This window comes from Phenylobacterium sp. LjRoot225, assembly GCF_964252855.1.
In the GTDB taxonomy this organism is placed as follows: Bacteria; Pseudomonadota; Alphaproteobacteria; order Caulobacterales; family Caulobacteraceae; genus Phenylobacterium.
Map to the genome: position 1 here is coordinate 685,583 of NZ_CAXUPL020000004.1, position 14,697 is coordinate 700,279.

The 14,697-nt window shown below is 68.8% G+C and carries 16 protein-coding genes and 1 riboswitch; of the genes, 6 read left to right on the plus strand and 10 right to left on the minus strand.

What is annotated here, in order from left to right; all coding sequences use genetic code 11:
- Window positions 1-8: 8 nt before the first annotated feature.
- Window positions 9-731, minus strand: coding sequence for an N-formylglutamate amidohydrolase (locus ACSQ2B_RS23325; RefSeq protein ID WP_436053668.1), 723 nt, complete (start codon window positions 729-731; stop codon window positions 9-11).
- A 74-nt stretch (window positions 732-805) separates the two neighbouring features.
- On the opposite strand from ACSQ2B_RS23325, the gene ACSQ2B_RS23330 reads away from it, so the two are divergent.
- Window positions 806-1,732 carry a transglutaminase family protein gene (locus ACSQ2B_RS23330; RefSeq protein WP_436053670.1) on the plus strand — a complete coding sequence of 309 codons (927 nt, stop codon included), beginning with the start codon at window positions 806-808 and terminating at the stop codon, window positions 1,730-1,732.
- Window positions 1,733-1,759: 27 nt separating this feature from the next.
- Here the strand turns inward: ACSQ2B_RS23330 and ACSQ2B_RS23335 are convergent, their stop codons facing one another.
- The gene (locus ACSQ2B_RS23335) at window positions 1,760-2,815 is read right to left on the minus strand and encodes an alpha/beta hydrolase (protein WP_436053671.1); all 1,056 of its coding nucleotides are present in this window, start codon (window positions 2,813-2,815) and stop codon (window positions 1,760-1,762) included.
- 219 nt (window positions 2,816-3,034) lie between these two features.
- Here ACSQ2B_RS23335 and ACSQ2B_RS23340 point away from each other — a divergent pair, with 219 nt between their 5' ends.
- Together ACSQ2B_RS23340 and ACSQ2B_RS23345 are read left to right on the plus strand one after the other, a co-directional pair.
- Window positions 3,035-4,264: a DUF3734 domain-containing protein gene (locus ACSQ2B_RS23340; RefSeq protein WP_436053672.1), complete on the plus strand. Its 1,230-nt coding sequence runs from the start codon at window positions 3,035-3,037 to the stop codon at window positions 4,262-4,264.
- Window positions 4,261-5,043, plus strand: coding sequence for a 3-hydroxybutyrate dehydrogenase (locus ACSQ2B_RS23345; RefSeq protein WP_436053674.1), 783 nt, complete (start codon window positions 4,261-4,263; stop codon window positions 5,041-5,043). The genes ACSQ2B_RS23340 and ACSQ2B_RS23345 overlap by 4 nt, the downstream gene beginning before the upstream one ends.
- A gap of 57 nt (window positions 5,044-5,100) precedes the next feature.
- Here the strand turns inward: ACSQ2B_RS23345 and ACSQ2B_RS23350 are convergent, their stop codons facing one another.
- Both ACSQ2B_RS23350 and ACSQ2B_RS23355 read right to left on the minus strand, forming a co-directional pair.
- On the minus strand, window positions 5,101-7,140 hold the full coding sequence (locus ACSQ2B_RS23350; RefSeq protein ID WP_436053675.1) for a TonB-dependent receptor: 2,040 nt from the start codon (window positions 7,138-7,140) through the stop codon (window positions 5,101-5,103).
- A gap of 168 nt (window positions 7,141-7,308) precedes the next feature.
- Window positions 7,309-7,543, minus strand: a riboswitch (cobalamin riboswitch).
- Between the two features lie 107 nt (window positions 7,544-7,650).
- Entirely contained in the window at window positions 7,651-7,938 is a 288-nt protein-coding gene (locus ACSQ2B_RS23355) for a hypothetical protein (protein WP_436053676.1), read from the minus strand.
- A gap of 309 nt (window positions 7,939-8,247) precedes the next feature.
- Here ACSQ2B_RS23355 and ACSQ2B_RS23360 point away from each other — a divergent pair, with 309 nt between their 5' ends.
- Window positions 8,248-8,439, plus strand: a complete 192-nt coding sequence (locus ACSQ2B_RS23360; RefSeq protein WP_436053677.1) for a DUF1059 domain-containing protein — start codon at window positions 8,248-8,250, stop codon at window positions 8,437-8,439.
- Window positions 8,440-8,451: 12 nt separating this feature from the next.
- Here ACSQ2B_RS23360 and ACSQ2B_RS23365 read toward each other — a convergent pair whose 3' ends face one another.
- The 5 genes from ACSQ2B_RS23365 to ACSQ2B_RS23385 all read right to left on the minus strand — a co-directional run bounded on the left by ACSQ2B_RS23365 (window position 8,452) and on the right by ACSQ2B_RS23385 (window position 11,980).
- A complete protein-coding gene (locus tag ACSQ2B_RS23365; protein ID WP_436053678.1) occupies window positions 8,452-9,345 on the minus strand; it encodes a pirin family protein in 894 nt (297 codons plus the stop codon).
- A gap of 128 nt (window positions 9,346-9,473) precedes the next feature.
- Window positions 9,474-9,971 carry an Lrp/AsnC family transcriptional regulator gene (locus ACSQ2B_RS23370; protein WP_436053679.1) on the minus strand — a complete coding sequence of 166 codons (498 nt, stop codon included), beginning with the start codon at window positions 9,969-9,971 and terminating at the stop codon, window positions 9,474-9,476.
- Between the two features lie 103 nt (window positions 9,972-10,074).
- Window positions 10,075-10,323, minus strand: coding sequence for a hypothetical protein (locus ACSQ2B_RS23375; RefSeq protein ID WP_436053680.1), 249 nt, complete (start codon window positions 10,321-10,323; stop codon window positions 10,075-10,077).
- 126 nt (window positions 10,324-10,449) lie between these two features.
- Window positions 10,450-10,578, minus strand: a complete 129-nt coding sequence (locus ACSQ2B_RS23380; RefSeq protein WP_436053682.1) for a hypothetical protein — start codon at window positions 10,576-10,578, stop codon at window positions 10,450-10,452.
- 100 nt (window positions 10,579-10,678) lie between these two features.
- Window positions 10,679-11,980, minus strand: coding sequence for a tetratricopeptide repeat protein (locus ACSQ2B_RS23385; protein ID WP_436053684.1), 1,302 nt, complete (start codon window positions 11,978-11,980; stop codon window positions 10,679-10,681).
- 156 nt (window positions 11,981-12,136) lie between these two features.
- Between ACSQ2B_RS23385 and ACSQ2B_RS23390 the strand changes: the two genes are divergently transcribed.
- Window positions 12,137-12,784 carry a TetR/AcrR family transcriptional regulator gene (locus tag ACSQ2B_RS23390; RefSeq protein ID WP_436053686.1) on the plus strand — a complete coding sequence of 216 codons (648 nt, stop codon included), beginning with the start codon at window positions 12,137-12,139 and terminating at the stop codon, window positions 12,782-12,784.
- Window positions 12,785-12,797: 13 nt separating this feature from the next.
- On the opposite strand, the gene ACSQ2B_RS23395 is transcribed toward ACSQ2B_RS23390, so the two are convergent.
- Window positions 12,798-13,418: an FkbM family methyltransferase gene (locus ACSQ2B_RS23395; protein WP_436053688.1), complete on the minus strand. Its 621-nt coding sequence runs from the start codon at window positions 13,416-13,418 to the stop codon at window positions 12,798-12,800.
- Between the two features lie 129 nt (window positions 13,419-13,547).
- Here ACSQ2B_RS23395 and ACSQ2B_RS23400 point away from each other — a divergent pair, with 129 nt between their 5' ends.
- On the plus strand, window positions 13,548-14,660 hold the full coding sequence (locus tag ACSQ2B_RS23400) for an NAD(P)/FAD-dependent oxidoreductase (RefSeq protein WP_436053689.1): 1,113 nt from the start codon (window positions 13,548-13,550) through the stop codon (window positions 14,658-14,660).
- Window positions 14,661-14,697: the final 37 nt, after the last annotated feature.

Here is a 14,697-nt window from a genome sequence, read left to right on the forward strand (position 1 = left end):
GCGCAGCCCTAACCGAGGCGCGCCAGGGCCTCCCGCAGGGCCGGCGCCAACAGGTCGGCCGCGGCCTGGACGCCGGCGGGGTCGGCGATCAGATCCTGGCGCACCTCCAGCTCGACATAGTCGAGGCCGCGGGCCACCGCCTGGCGCGGGATCGTGTAGTCGGTGGCGTCCATCCGGTAGGGCTGGTTGTCGCCCACCAGGTCGGGGCTCAGGCGTGCGCGAAGGCTCGCCAGCACGGCGTCGGAGAAGGGCGAGGCGCCCAGATGCAGGACGCCATAGCGCCAGGGTCTGGCCGCCTGGTCCATCACCGGGGTGAAGGAGTGCAGGGCGACCAGCTGCGTGGGCTGGTCCCGGGCCATCCGGGCCGAGACTTCGTCTTCGATCCGCCGGTGATAGGGGGCGAACACTTCGTCGATGCGGATCTGGCGCTCGGCCTCGGACAGGCCGGCGTTGCCGGGCACCCTCGTGCCGTCGCTCACCTCGCAGATGGCGTCGGGGCGGCCGGGATCACGGTTGCAGTCGATCACCAGCCGGGAGAAGCGCTGGGCGATGAAACAGGCGTCCAGCGTGTCGGCCAGCCGCTGGCCGAGCTCGGCCACGCCGATGTCCCAACCGATGTGGCGCGTCAGCTCTGCGTGCGGCAGGCCAAGTTCTTCGAGCGCCGCGGGGACCTCGCAGCCGGCGTGGTCGCCGATCAGCAGGAAGGGCGAGCGGGCGCCGGGATTCCGCACAGAGAAGGGCGGGCTCTGGCCAGCGACGAGCTGTCGCGTGGACCGCGCCGCCGAATCTGCGCTTTCATTTTCCAATGCCGGTCGTCTCCATCCGTCACCTGACTACCTATCGCTATCGCAAGGCGGTGGGCTTTGGTGAGCATCGCATGATGCTTCGGCCGCTTGAGGCGTTCGATCAACGCCTGCTGTCCGCCGAGATCGACATCTCGCCTGAGCCCAGCCTTGTGCAGCATCTTCATGACGCCAGTGGGGCCTGCGTCGGCGTCGCCCGTTTCTCCAGCCGCGCCGACCGGCTGGTGTTCGACAGCCGCGTCCGCATCGACCATCGGCCCCACGCGCCCTTCGCCCTGGAGGCGGCGACCCTGCGGCCGGGCGAGGACCAGCCCCTTTACGAGCCGGAGGAGGCGCAGGAGCTCTCCGCCTCGATCCAGCGGCGCTACGCCGACGCCGGCGAAACCGAGGCCTGGGCGCGGGGTTTCCTGCGCGCAAAGGGCGCGACCCGGCTTTCCACCGTCCTGACTGAGATGATGCAGGCCATCCGCAGCGACTGCGTCTACGCCCTGCGGCTGCGCGGGGCGCCGCAGACGCCGGCCGAGACCCTGGCGCTGCGCAAGGGCACCTGCCGCGACTTCGCCGTGCTGATGATGGAAGGCGCCCGCAGTCTCGGCCTCGCCGCCCGGTTCGTCTCCGGCTACATCTATACCGGCTCGGCCAAGGCCGGGCGGACCGGCGGGGGCCATACGCATGCCTGGGCGCGGGTCTATCTGCCCGAGTGCGGCTGGGTCGACTTCGATCCGACCAACGGCATCGTCGGCAACCTCGACCTGATCCGGGTCGCGGTGGTCACCGACCCGCGGCTGGCGCTGCCGCTCTACGGCTCATGGGCCGGCGAGGCGGGCGACTATCTCGACATGGATGTCTCCGTCGATCTCACGGTCGAGCCGGCCGCGACGGTGCAGAGCCTGACGCTGGATTACCAGCCGGTCCGCGCCGTCGGCTGATCTCGCCGCCGGCGAGCTCCGAGCCCGCTACCGGGACAGATGCCTGCGGAAAAAGCGGATGATCGTGTCGTAGGCGTCGACGGCCTCCGGGGTCGCCGCGCCATAGAAGAAACTGTGCCCGAGGCCGTCGAACACGTGCAGCGACGCCTCGACCCCGGCCTGCGCCAGGGCGCGATGGGTGGCGAGCGCCGGACTGAGGTCGAAGGCGCGGGTCGCGGTGATCAGCAGGGTCGGGGGGAAGCGGGCGCGAAAGGCCGCGGGCGCGATGTTGGGGTTGACCAGGTAGTCGTCGGCGCGGGTTTCCGCGAAGTAGCCGAATGAAGCCGTGGTGATCGACGACATCACGTCGTCGGGCGGATGTTTGCCGCTTCCGATCGCTGAGAAGTAGTCGCCGTCGCCGGATCCGCCTGTGCCCGCGCTGAAGACGCCGATGGCGCCGGGCGCCGGCAGGCCGTGCTCCAGGATCCAGGCGGTCGCCTGGGACGTCAGCATGCCGCCGGCCGAGGCGCCGCAGATCCCGACCTGGCTCGGCGCATAGTCCTTCAGCATCTCGGCGTACACCGCCGCGACGTCTTCGCTGGCCGCCGGGAACCGGTGTTCGTAGCCCTGACGGTAGTCGACCGAGACGACCCGGAATTTGCCCTTGTACGCCAGCGGGATGGCTTCCATCCGCGCCACATGGGTCGCCCCGGCGAAGAAGGCGCCGCCGTGCAGGTTGATGAGGACGCGGTCCTCGTCCATTCCGGCCTGCGGCGTGAACACCTCGACCGGCACGCCGCCGATCCGGTCGGGGGCGATGTTCACCGGGAAGGTCTGCAGCAGCCTCTCGGATGCCGGACGCGCCATGCCTTCGTCGATGGTCGTCCGAAACGCGTCGACCGCCGATTGGAACTCAGCGTCGGTCGCAAAGGCCTTCGCGTCGGGAATGTCGATGCGCAGGGGGCTGTTGAGCATGGCGGCCCAGCTCGCCCGGCTTTCGCGGCTCAGCGCCGCCGAGACCGGAAGTTCGAACGGGGCCACCGACACCGTCCCGTCTTCGGCGATCGCCAGCGGATCGCCCGTCCGAGCCTGGTCATCTTCCATATTCGTCTCCCCATTTTCTTTGAATGTTGGGCCGAGGATCGCGCGGCGCCAAGGCCGTCGTCCAAGCGCCTGCGCGGTCCGGCGCCTCCGTGTCGGGCAGCTCGGCGGTGTTTGCGCCCCGGCTCACGCCTGGGTGGCGGAAGCTGATCCGGACACCATATTGTCGCGATCGTCAGGCGCAGCTGCAGCCCCAACGCCCCAGGGGAGAGGCCTTCACGCATGGATAGCGACCTCGTTCCGGGCAAGACCGGCGGCCTCCAGGCGCCGGCGGCCAGCGCCCACGTCACCGGCACGTCCTTCGAGTGCGTGGCTCTGCTGCTGCAGGGCGGCGGAGCGCTCGGCGCCTACCAGGCCGGGGTCTACGAGGCCTTGCAGGCGGCGGGCGTCGAACCGAGCTGGATCGCCGGCATCTCCATCGGCGCGGTCAACAGCGCGATCATCGCCGGCAACGCGCCCGAGCACCGGGTGGAGAAACTGCGCGCCTTCTGGGAGCTGGTCAGCGAGGGCGGCGGAGGCGTCTGGCCGAGCTTCTGGGACAGCTTCCTGAGCGACGGGCCGGTCCGCGGCTGGCTCAATCAGTTGTCCGCCGGTCGGATCATCGCGGAGGGCGTGCCGGGCTTCTTCACGCCGCGGATTCCGCCGCCCTATCTGCGCCCGCCCGCGAGCCCTGGCGCGACCGGCTGGTACGACACCGCCCCCCTGCGCGCGACGCTCGAGCGGCTGGTCGATTTCGACCGGATCAACGCCCGTGAGGCCCGCTTCAGCGTTGGGGCGGTCTGCGTGCGCACCGGCAACTTCATCTATTTCGACAATGCGACCCACAGGATCGGGCCCGAGCACATCATGGCCAGCGGCGCCCTGCCGCCGGCCTTCGATCCGGTGGAGATCGACGGCGACCTCTACTGGGACGGCGGCCTGGTCTCGAACACGCCGCTCGACTGGGTGCTCTCGTCGCACTCCGAGCTCGACACCCTCGTCTTCCAGGTGGACCTCTGGAACGCCCGGGGCGATGCGCCGCGCGATCTGGTGGAGGTCGCCGTCCGCGCCAAGGAGATCCAGTTCTCCAGCCGCACCCGGGCCGCCACCGACAGCTTCCGCAAGCTGCAGCGGCTGCGCGCCGTCTACAACGAGCTGCACGCCCTGTTGCCGCCGGAACTGGCGGACACCCCGCAGGCGAAGCTGCTGGCGCGGGCCAGCGACCCGGCGGTCTACAACATCGTCCAGCTGGTCTACCGCTCGCCGAGCTACGAAGGCCAGTCGAAGGACTACGAGTTCTCGCGCCGGACGATGGAAGACCACTGGGCCGCGGGCCTGCGCGACGCCGAGATTACGCTCTCCCACCCTGAGGCGCTGGCCTTGCCCGAAGGTCCCCACGCCGTTCACGTCTACGACTTCATCAGCCCCACGAGCCGTCACAGCCCGGTGCGCACGGAAAAGGATCCCGCATGAGCCTCAAAGACAAGGTCGCCATCGTCACCGGCGCCGCCAGCGGCATCGGCAAGGAGATCGCCCGTCAGTTCCTGGCCGAGGGCGCCAAGGTGGCGATCGCCGACATCAACATCACCGCCGCCCAGGCCGTCGCCGCGGAGTTCGACGCGACGGGCGCGACCACCTTCGGGGTCGCCATGGACGTCACCGACGAGGCCCAGGTGGACGCCGGCGTCGACGCGGTGGTCGCCCACTTCGGCGGCGTCGACGTCCTGGTCTCCAACGCCGGCGTGCAGATCGTCGCGCCGATGGAGGAGTTCAAATTCAGCGACTGGAAAAAGATGCTGGCCATCCACCTGGACGGCGGCTTCCTGACCACCCGAGCCTGCCTGCGCCACATGTACGCCCAGGGCCGCGGCGGATCGATCATCTACATGGGCTCGGTCCATTCCAAGGAGGCCTCGATGCTGAAGGCGCCTTACGTCACCGCCAAGCATGGGCTGATCGGCCTGGCCAAGGTCGTGGCCAAGGAAGGCGCCGCGCACGGCGTGCGATCCAACGTCATCTGCCCCGGCTTCGTCCGCACCCCGCTGGTCGAAAAGCAGATCCCGGAACAGGCCAAGGAGCTGGGGATCAGCGAGGCGGACGTGGTCAAGAAGGTGATGCTGAAGGAGACCGTCGACGGCGAGTTCACCACCGTCGACGACGTCGCCCGCACCGCCGTCTTCCTGGCCGGCTTCCCGACCAACGCCCTGACGGGCCAGTCCATCGTCGTCAGCCACGGCTGGTTCATGCAGTAGAGGCTGTTCGCGGGCGACCGCCGCTTGGCGGCCGCCCGCTGAGGCCGGAAATTGCCGTCAGAACTTGTAGCGGGCGCCGACGCGCACCGTGCGCGGCTCGACGACCCGGCTCAGCCGTCCATCGACGGGGGCCAGGTCGACCGCCGGGATGAAGGACTCGTAGTCGTAGGCCATGTCCTTGTCGCGGCTGTCGAGGATGTTCAGCACCTCGGCGTAGATCTCCACGTCGCGGCTCTTCCAGGCCCCGCGGGCGTTGACGACGGTGCTGCCCTTGTCGCGCTGGGAATTGTCCTCGATCAGCGGATAGGGGCCCAGATGGCGCACGCGCAGACTGCCTTCCCAGTGCTCTGAGACGGCGGACACGCCGAGCGATGCGGCGTTCTCGAAGGCGTTCGGGATGTGGTCGCCGTTGTCGTAGCGCGCGTGGCTGGCGGTGTAGTTGGCGTCGAGCGCCAGCCAGGGCAGCGGCCGCCAGAAGCCGACGAGTTCATAGCCGCGCCGGCGGCTGGCGCCGGTCGGCTCGACAGCGTTGCTGTCGCCGACGAACTTCAGCTCGCTGCCCACGTTCAGCCACCAGTAGGTCGCCGTCAGGGTCAGGTTGGCGTGCTGGAAGCGGGCGCCCACCTCCTTGCCCGTGCCGTGCACGAGGACGGGGACCGGCGTAGCGGTCACCGCGCCGCGCACGTCGTTGGAGTGGAAACCCCGTCCCCAATCGGCATAGAGCTCGACCTGGTCGCTCAGCCGATAGGCGAGGGTCACCTTGGGCGAGACGATCTGGTCGTGGCCGGAGCCCTCGCCGAGGGCGGCGGCCGCCGCATCCAGCGCCCGGACGTCGTAGTGGTAGTAGTCGCCGCGCAGGCCGCCGATGATCCGCAGCCGCTCGGTCGCCTGCCAGGACGCCTCGCCGTAGGCCGAGGCCGACGCCTCCTTCACGCGGTAGAGGCCGAGGGATTCGACGAACGCGCGATCGTCGGTGTGCGTGACCCCGACCTTGCTGATGTCGTCGTAGCGGTTTTCGGTCCCGAGCATGAGGTCGAGCCCCGGAGCCAGGCGCCAGGTCCGTTCCGCCTTCACGCCGAAGATCCGTCGGCGGTCGTATTGGTGGATCTGGGCGCTCGTCCCGTCCGCGTTGGCGTAGGTCGGGTTGGAGAACATGTCCCAGTCGTAGGCCTGGGCATAGGCGTTGGCGCGCCAGGCTTCGCCGGTCAGCCGGGCGCTGGCGATGAAGCGCATGGTCTGCCCGGTCGCTGACGGATCGGGGGAGCAGAAGACCTCCGGGCAGGTCGGCGTGCCGATGATCCGTTCGGGGATCTGCTCGGTCGGGTTCCAGGTCGCGCGGTAGGCGTGGGCGGTCAGCTCGAGCTGGCCCAGCGAGGTGTCGTGGGCGTATTTCAGAAATCCCGCATAGTGCCGAAGGCGCTCGGGCTCTTCCCAGGGTCCGTCGTAGACCTTGGCTTGGCCGACCAGGGTCAGGTCGCCGCCGCCGAGATCATGGGCCGTGCCGCCCGCCGCCGCCCGGCGCCAGCCGTAGGAGCCGACCTCCGCCGAGACCCAGGGGCGGTCGTAGCCGTCGAGGGTGGTCATGTAGGCGGCGCCCGCCAGGGCGAAGTCGCCGCCGTCGGCGCGGTAGGGGCCTTTGCGATAGTCCTCGCGGCCGATGATTTCCGGGATCAGGCCGTTGAGGTCGAGATAGCCCTGGCCGTGGCCGTGGCTGCGGAAGTTCATCTGCACGTCGTCGATATAGGTGGTGAAGTCCGACCCGTGGTCGAGGTTGAAGCCGCGCAGGAAGTACTGGTTGGCCTTGCCGCTGCCGGAGTGCTGAGCGGCGATCATCCCCGGCACCGCCTCGAGCAGCTCGGCCACCCGCAGCAGCGGGCGAACCAGCAGGTCGGAGCCGGCCACCGTGCCCTCGCTCGCCGCCTGGGCCACGCCGATCTTGGACTCGCCGCGGCCGAAGACCACGACCTCCCCGACGGAGCCGGCGGCGGTCGCGATGGCGGGCGCCTCATCCGCCCGGGCCGATCCGAAGGCGGCGAGCGCCCATGGGGCCGCCATGAGAAGGGCCGCTGTCCGGGCCTTGAAAACTGCTTTAGTCATTCTAGTCCTGCCGAGCGCGATGAGACGCGGCGGGACCTCCGCCGGCGGACAGCCAGGCGGTCGCACCGGTCGCACGAGCGCTCGCGCACGGCCGGCGTCGAGGCGGTCTCCGCCTCCTGTCGTCGCTCGACGGGGTTCCGTCGCCTCGGCCATCCCCTGGGCCAGGGCAAGAGCGACATGCGCCAGCCGGTCTCCTGGCTCACGGGTCAAGGCGTGGTGCGCGGCCTTCCCAGGGCGGGCTCCATGGAACCTTCCCCAGTGGCTGCGGTCCGGGCTGGCCGGACCACGATGCGCACTACGCTCGCCGCTTACAGTTGCAGGGACAGCCCCGGCTTCCGGTCCTGGAGGACCGTCACCGTGTTCCCGTAAAGCCCTCGCGGGCGCCGGCGCGATGTAGATGACGCCGGTATGCCGACGCCACAGCGCCGCTTAGGGGGTTTTCATTGCGGCGCCAAGGCGCCTGTTCGGGCGCCTTGGCTCAGGCGGGCTCAACGATCCGCTTCGTTCGCCTCAGAGGTTCGAAAGGCCCGTCTGCAGGTCGGCCGCATCCATGGCGGGGCTCAGCTCGAAGGTGGCGTTCAGACCCGTGAAGAAGGGCTCGGCCAGCGGCGGCATCTGGGCGGGCGAGGCCAGATCGAACACCGCGACCATGGTGCGCTTGCCGTCCAGGGCGGTGAACCAGACCCCCTCCGGCTTGGCGGCCTCCATGAAGCCTTGGACGATCTTTGGCAGGCTGCCGTCCTTGATCGCCCGGTTGGCGGCGTCGACCTCCATCTGAACCTTCAGAAACATGCGCATGGCTCGCTCCCTTTCGCCTCGAGGGGTCGCTGACGACCGGATGATGGCTTGCACCCGGATGCAGGTGTTCAATCACTGCAAATGACGCCCTGGGCGCCGAATTCAGCTCGACGTTCGGCGCTTGAGCCGCTGGAGGGCGCGGCGCCGTCGAGGGGCGACGCCCGGGCGCGTCGCGGTTTCTGCAAGAGAGCCGACGGCGCGCGCAACGAGGGGCTGACCTGAACGTTTTTCGGCAGATCCGATGCGACAGGCCGGCGGACGGCGGTGAGACCCTCGGCGGCCTGAGCGAGAGGGAAGAAGGAGGACGTCATGCGCAAGTACATCGACTGTCGCGAGGTCCCGAGTGAAAGCCACTGCACGGTCGCCATCTCCGCAGACACGGAGCGTGAACTCGAAGAGGCCGCCGTGCAGCACGCCACGGCGGTGCACCAGCACCAGGACACGCCGGAGCTGCGCGCCATGATCCGGCAGGCCATCCACGAGGGCCAGCCGGCCGCCTGAGCTCAGGCGCCCTCAGCTCATTGGATTGGCCGGCGGCGCAGGGTCGCCGGGGAGCGGGATGAACTCCTTGTCGTCGGCGTCGGGCAGCTTCATGCGGCCGGCGCGCCAGTCGGCCTTGGCCTGCTCCAGCCGCGCCTTCGAAGAGGCGACGAAGTTCCACTCGATGAAGCGCGGTCCGATCGGCTCGCCGCCCAGCAGCATGACCACGGCCGGGGTCACGGCGCGAAGGGTGACAGCATCGCCGGGCGCGAAGACGGCCATCTGGCCATCATGCAGCTGGCGGCCATCCACCTCGACGACGCCCTGGGCGACGTAGGCCGCGCGCTCGGAATATTCCGGCGGCAGCTCGGCGACGGCGTCCGCCGCCAATGTCCAGTGGACGTAGAACAGCGGCGAGAAGGTCTGCACCGGCGAGCGCGCGCCGAAGGCCGCCCCGGCGATCAGCCGCGCGCTCAGCCCAGGCGCCTCAAAGGCGGGAAGCTCGCTCGCGGCGTAGTGATCGAAGGACGGCGCAGTTTCCTCGTCCGCCACCGGCAGGGCGATCCAGGTCTGGATGCCATCCATGCGCCCGCCGTGGGCGCGCAAGGTCTCGAACCGCTCGGAATGGGTGATGCCGCGCCCGGCGGTCATCCAGTTGACCTCGCCGGGGCGGATCGGCTGGGTGACTCCGGTGGAGTCCCGGTGGGTCATCTCACCCTCGAACAGATAGGAGAGGGTGGAGAGGCCGATGTGCGGATGCGGCCGCACGTCCACCGACTTCGGAAAGCCCGCGGGGAACTCCGCCGGCCCCATGTGGTCGAAGAAGATGAAGGGCCCGACCATGCGCCGCGGGGCGTAGGGCAGCACGCGGCCCACCTCGAACCCGCCGAGGTCCTTGCGCCGCTGGTCGATGACGAGCTCGATCATAGCCTGTCTCCCATGGTTCCTACGGCCAAACGCAGGGTCTGTGTCATAGGCTTGAACGCCCCTTCAGTCAGCTTCGCTGACAGCTCCCCTGCGAAGCCGACGGAGGGGGCGTTGCGGCGTTGGCCGGGCTACCCCTGCGCGCTCACATAGGCGCTGATCAGGCCGAGGGGCGCGGCGGTGGTGTGTTTCACCGAGCGGATGACGATCCGGCTTTCGATGTTGGAGATCAAACCCAGCGACAGGAGGCGGTCGCGCAGGAAGGTGTCGAAGGCGTGCATGTCGCGGGTGACGACCCGCAGCTCGTAGTCGGCGGAGCCGGTGACGGTGGCGCACTGCACCACCTCGGCCATCTTGGCGATCGCCAGCTCGAAGGCCTCGAGGTTGTCCTTGGTCGGCAAGGTGAGCTTGACCGTGCAGTAGACCTCGAAGGTCAGGCCCAGACGATCGCGATCGAGAATGGTCACCCGGCGCAGGATGATGCCGGAGTCTTCCAGCCGCTTGATCCGCCGCCAGCAGGGGCTGGAGGACAATCCGACCCGGTCGGCGATCTCGGCGACCGATAAGCCGGCGTCATGCTGGATCAGGTCGAGAATCTTGGCATCGACCGCGTCGAGGGTCTCGGACAAGTTTTCCTCCTTCGATCGCCGAAGAGGCGCGATGATCGTTCCCCAGAACCGAATGGAAGGGGCATGCTTTTGGCAAGCAATTGCAGCGACCTTATATGATCTTCTAATGGCCCTGGGGAGGGCTCGCAGGAAAGAAATTGCAATGCGGCGCCTGGATGTGACGCTGGACGACACGTTTCTCCTCCCGGAGGGGAGAGTGTTCATCACCGGCGTCCAGGCCCGTATTCACGTCCTTCTGGACCCGCATCGGCTTGAACCCCCTGGGTCCCGGCTGCGCATGCCGCTCGCGGATGAAGACGTAGAGACGGCCGCCATCGCCCCAGTTCATGCTGCGCGCATCGTCGGAATCCACTTGCAGCAGCAGCCGCCAGCTCCGCGCGGCGGCGATGATCGCGTCGGGGACCTCATTTGCCCAGACCGGCTCCGGCAGCGGTTGCGCTTGTGAAGTTCGGGCGGCCCGCGTCCGGCTTGGGCGCGGTCAGCGGCGGCCGTACCAGAACCACAGCGGAGGTATCAGGAAGGTAAGCGCCATCACGCCGAAGATCAGGCATGGCCAGAACGACGCCCAGAACAGCGGTGACGAACTCATTTCGCTGAGGCTAGGCACCGGTCCCTCCTTGGTTTGTAGGGCGAGTTGATAACACGCTGCAGGTCGAGAACAAAGAAAGAACATGGGGCGGCGGCGTCGGCGCCGCCGCCCCAGCCCGTTACGCCGCCAGCCGGGCGTCGCGGCTGCGGGAGATGGGCTTGGCCGCCTCGCGCTCGGCGACGAGCGCGCGCGCCAGACCGTCCTGCCTGTCGCGCCGCGCCGCCTCGATCAGGGTCAGGTCGAGAAGGTCGCGCTGGGCGTTGCTGCCTCCGTAGCGGACAGCCTTGTTGCGGACGCCGCGCAGCAGCTCGACCGCGCGGGCGTAGTCGCCCTGGCCGTAGGCTTGAATGGCGCGCATCACCGCCAGGCCGACCTCGCTGACGAAACCCGCGTTGTCGCCGGAACCGGTGAGGGCGGCGGCCTGCAGGTCGAGCAGCTCGTGCGCCGCCCGCTCGCGGCGGGCGCCGGTGAAGGCCAGCATGGCGTGGGCGTCGTCGAAGGCGTAGCCGCCACGCGGCTCGCTTTCATAGGCGTCGGCGATGCGCCGCCAGCGGTCGCCGACGTCCACGCCCTGCAACTCCAGCCGCCAGAGCAGGGCCGAGGCGTCGACCATGTCGAAGGCGAAGGTCGAGGTCTCGCCGAAGATCGGGCCGTCGTAGAGCTTCAGCACCTCCTCGGTCTCGCCCAGCCCCAGGTGGAAGAGGGCGGTGTGCCACCAGTTGTGCACGGCGAAGAAGCTCTCGGCCTGCCAGCCGGTCGCCTCGCTGCGCATCCAGGCGATCCCCTCGACGCGGCGGTCCTGCATCTCCAGGACGTGGGCGACGGCGTGCTGGGCCCAGTTGTCGCGCGGCTCCAGCGCCACGGCTTCGCGGCCAGCAGCCTCGGCCCGCTCGTAGTCGCCGGTCTCCTCCAGGCCGAAGGCCAGGAAGCCCAGGACCGCATGATAGTCAGCCATGTCGCGCGACCAGGCGGGCAGCACGCGGGTGATCCGGTCGCGCAGCATGCGCTGTTCGCCCAGCAGGAAGTCGCAGACCTGGCCCACCTGCAGCGCGAGGCTGTCGTGCGGATAGGCGATCGAGACGTCCTCCAGGATGCGCGCCGCCTTGCGGATCTCGCCGGTCAGCAGGGCGCCCACGGCGGCGACATGCCCCTGTTCGCGCGGGTTGGCCGGCAGGGCCTTGGCGGCCAGATAGGCGCTCGCGCCGACGGCCGCCGCCTCGGTGTTTCCGCCCAGCAGGTGCATGTAGGCCTTCAGCGCCTGCGCCATCACGAAATCGGGGCGCTCCACCACCGCCGCCTCGACCCCGCCGATGGCGTCTCCGGCGTAACAGTGGTATGAATGCAGCGCCTGCCGATAGCTTTCCGCGGCGCTGGCGCTTGCGCCCGTCAGAACGAATCCCTGGTGATCTTTGATGGTCATCTCGTTGCTCCCGATCTTGTGGAGCGAAGGGATAGTTCGCCGGGAGGCGGGGCTCTAGCGAGCGTGCGGTCGGTTTTCGACGGGGCCTAAAAGCCAGCAATAACAGCGGCATGCTTTGCCGGCTGTCGGGGGTGCGGAGTCATGGGGCGCGAGGTCGTGGAGAAAACTGCACCGCAGGTGCAGTCGGAATCCCTCTCAAAGGGGGAGCGCACGCGCCAGAAGCTGCTGGACCTCGCCTATGACTCGCTGATCCGCAAAGGCTTCGCCGCGACCTCCATCGAGGAGCTGGTCGAGGCCGCCGGCCTCACCAAGAGCGGCTTCTTCTACCACTTCAAGGACAAGCGCGACCTCGCGCGCCAGCTGATCGAGCGGCACTCCGACGAGGACGCCGTCTTCCTGGACGGCATGGTGGCGCGGGCGCGCGAGCTCAGCGACGATCCGCTGCACAGCTTCCTGATCTTCCTGAAGTTCTATGCCGAGGCGATGGAGCAGCTGGTCGACCTGCATCCGGGCTGTTTCGTCGCCACGGTGAGTTTTCAGGATCTCACCTTCGACCACGAGATGCGGCGGCTGAACACCGCCAGCGTGCTGGCCTGGCGCGCGCGGCTGGTCACCTGGCTGGAAGAGATCGCCGAGGCCCATCCGCCCCGCGGGCCGCTGCAGGCGACCGATCTGGCCGACGCCATCCTGGCCTTCACCTACGGCGGCATGACGCTCGCCAAGGCCTTGCAGGACAACAGCGCGATCGCCCGCCAGGCGCTGCTGTTCCGCGAGACCGTGCGGCTGCACTTCCAGCCGCACTAGCTCGGCGGGCGCGTCAGGCCCAGATCTTCTTGTAGAGCACGTTGACCTCGTTGCAGTGCACGTCGTTCGGGGTCATCCGCTCGATCTCGAAGCCGTTGCGCAGCAGGAACATCACCACGTCCTCGATGGTGTGCTGGCCCTTGTAGAGGGCGACGGATTTGGAGCTGGCGGTCTCCAGCATGCCGCGCTTGACCATCTGGATGCTGTCGCCCAGCGAGGCCATCACCTTCAGATCGACCCCCTGGACGTCGGTGTGCAGGAACTCGATGTCGCTGATGCCGCGCTCCTTCACGAACTTCTCGAGCGTGATGCACTGCACGTCGATGGTCTCGGTGACCTTGAAGTCCGTCCGTCCCGGCCAGGTCTGGTCGAGGTCGTCGCTGAAGGTCAGCAGCGAGCTGCAGCCCCAGTCGGCCTGGCCCGCCACGTTGAACTTCACCACGCCTTCGTAGTCGGAGACGGCGACGGGGATCAGCTCGTAGTTGGCGATCGACAACTCCGAGACCTTGCCGCGGATGATCTCGCACATCCGAGGCGTCGGCTCGAAGCCGTAGACCTTAATGTGCGGATTCTGCTGGGCGATATTGAGGCCCCAGGAGCCGTCATTCGCTCCCACGTCGAGAACCGCTTGCAACCTAATCCCTCCACAGCCCGGTAGCTTTACGGCGGAGCTTACGCGTTCGCGGTTGATTCGCACCTGAGGTGACACGCCGCGGCGCCGGCCGTGCTTCTCCTGGCCCGGCTCGCGCGTTAAGCCTTGAGCATGGCCGAGTTCGACTTCGACGCGGTGGTGGTGGGCGCGGGCGCCGTGGGGCTGGCGTGCGCCTACGGCTTGAGCCGGCGCGGGTTGAGCGTGGCGGTGCTGGAGCAGGAGAGCGCCATCGGCCAGGGGGTCTCCTCGCGCAATTCCGAGGTGATCCATGGCGGGCTCTACTATCCGACAGGCTCGCTGAAGGCGCGGCTCTGCGTGGCCGGCCGACGCGCCCTCTATCCCTTTCTGGCCAAGCACAACGTCGACTTCGACCGCTGCGGCAAGCTGGTGGTGGCGACCAACGCCGAGGAGGTGGCGCGGCTCGATCGCATCTTCGACCAGGCCGTGGCCAACGGCGTCGAGGGGATGCGCAAGCTCTCCAAGGCCGAGGCGCTGGCGCTGGAGCCGCAGCTGGCCTGCGAGGGCGCGCTGCTCTCGCCCGAAAGCGGCGTCTTCGACAGCCACGGCTACATGCTGGCCCTGGAGGGCGAGATCGAGGCGGCCGGCGGGGCGGTGGTGCTGAGCACGCCCTTTGAAGGCGCCGCGCCCTTGGCGGGCGGGGGGTTCGAGGTCCGCGCCGGCGGCGCCGAGCCGACCGAGCTTTCCTGCCGCTATCTAGTGACCGCGCCCGGGCTCTCGGCGCAGGGCGTGGCGGCGCACATCGCGGGCTTCCCGGCGCAGATGATCCCGCCTGCCCATTACGGCAAGGGCATGTACTTCCGCCTGGCCGGCAAGGCGCCCTTCGCCCACCTCATCTATCCGCCGCCGATCCCCGGCGCGCTCGGCACCCACTACCGCCGCGACCTCGGCGGGCAGGGGATCTTCGGGCCGGACCTGCATTACGTGGACGCGCCGGACTATACGGTCGACCCGTCCGCCGCGCCGGACTTCTACCGCTACATCCGCAAGTTCTGGCCGGCCCTGCCCGAGGGCGCGCTCAGCCCCGACTACGCCGGCGTGCGGCCGAAGATTCACGGCCCCGACGAGCCGCAGCCCGACTTCCGCATCGAAGCGGCCGAGGAGCACGGGATCAAGGGCCTCGTCGCCCTGTTCGGCATCGAAAGCCCCGGCCTCACCTCGTCGCTGGCGATCGGCGAGGAGGTGGCGGCGAGGCTGAGGCTCTAAACGCCTAGCTGTCGAAGCTACGAAGGTTGTTCACCCG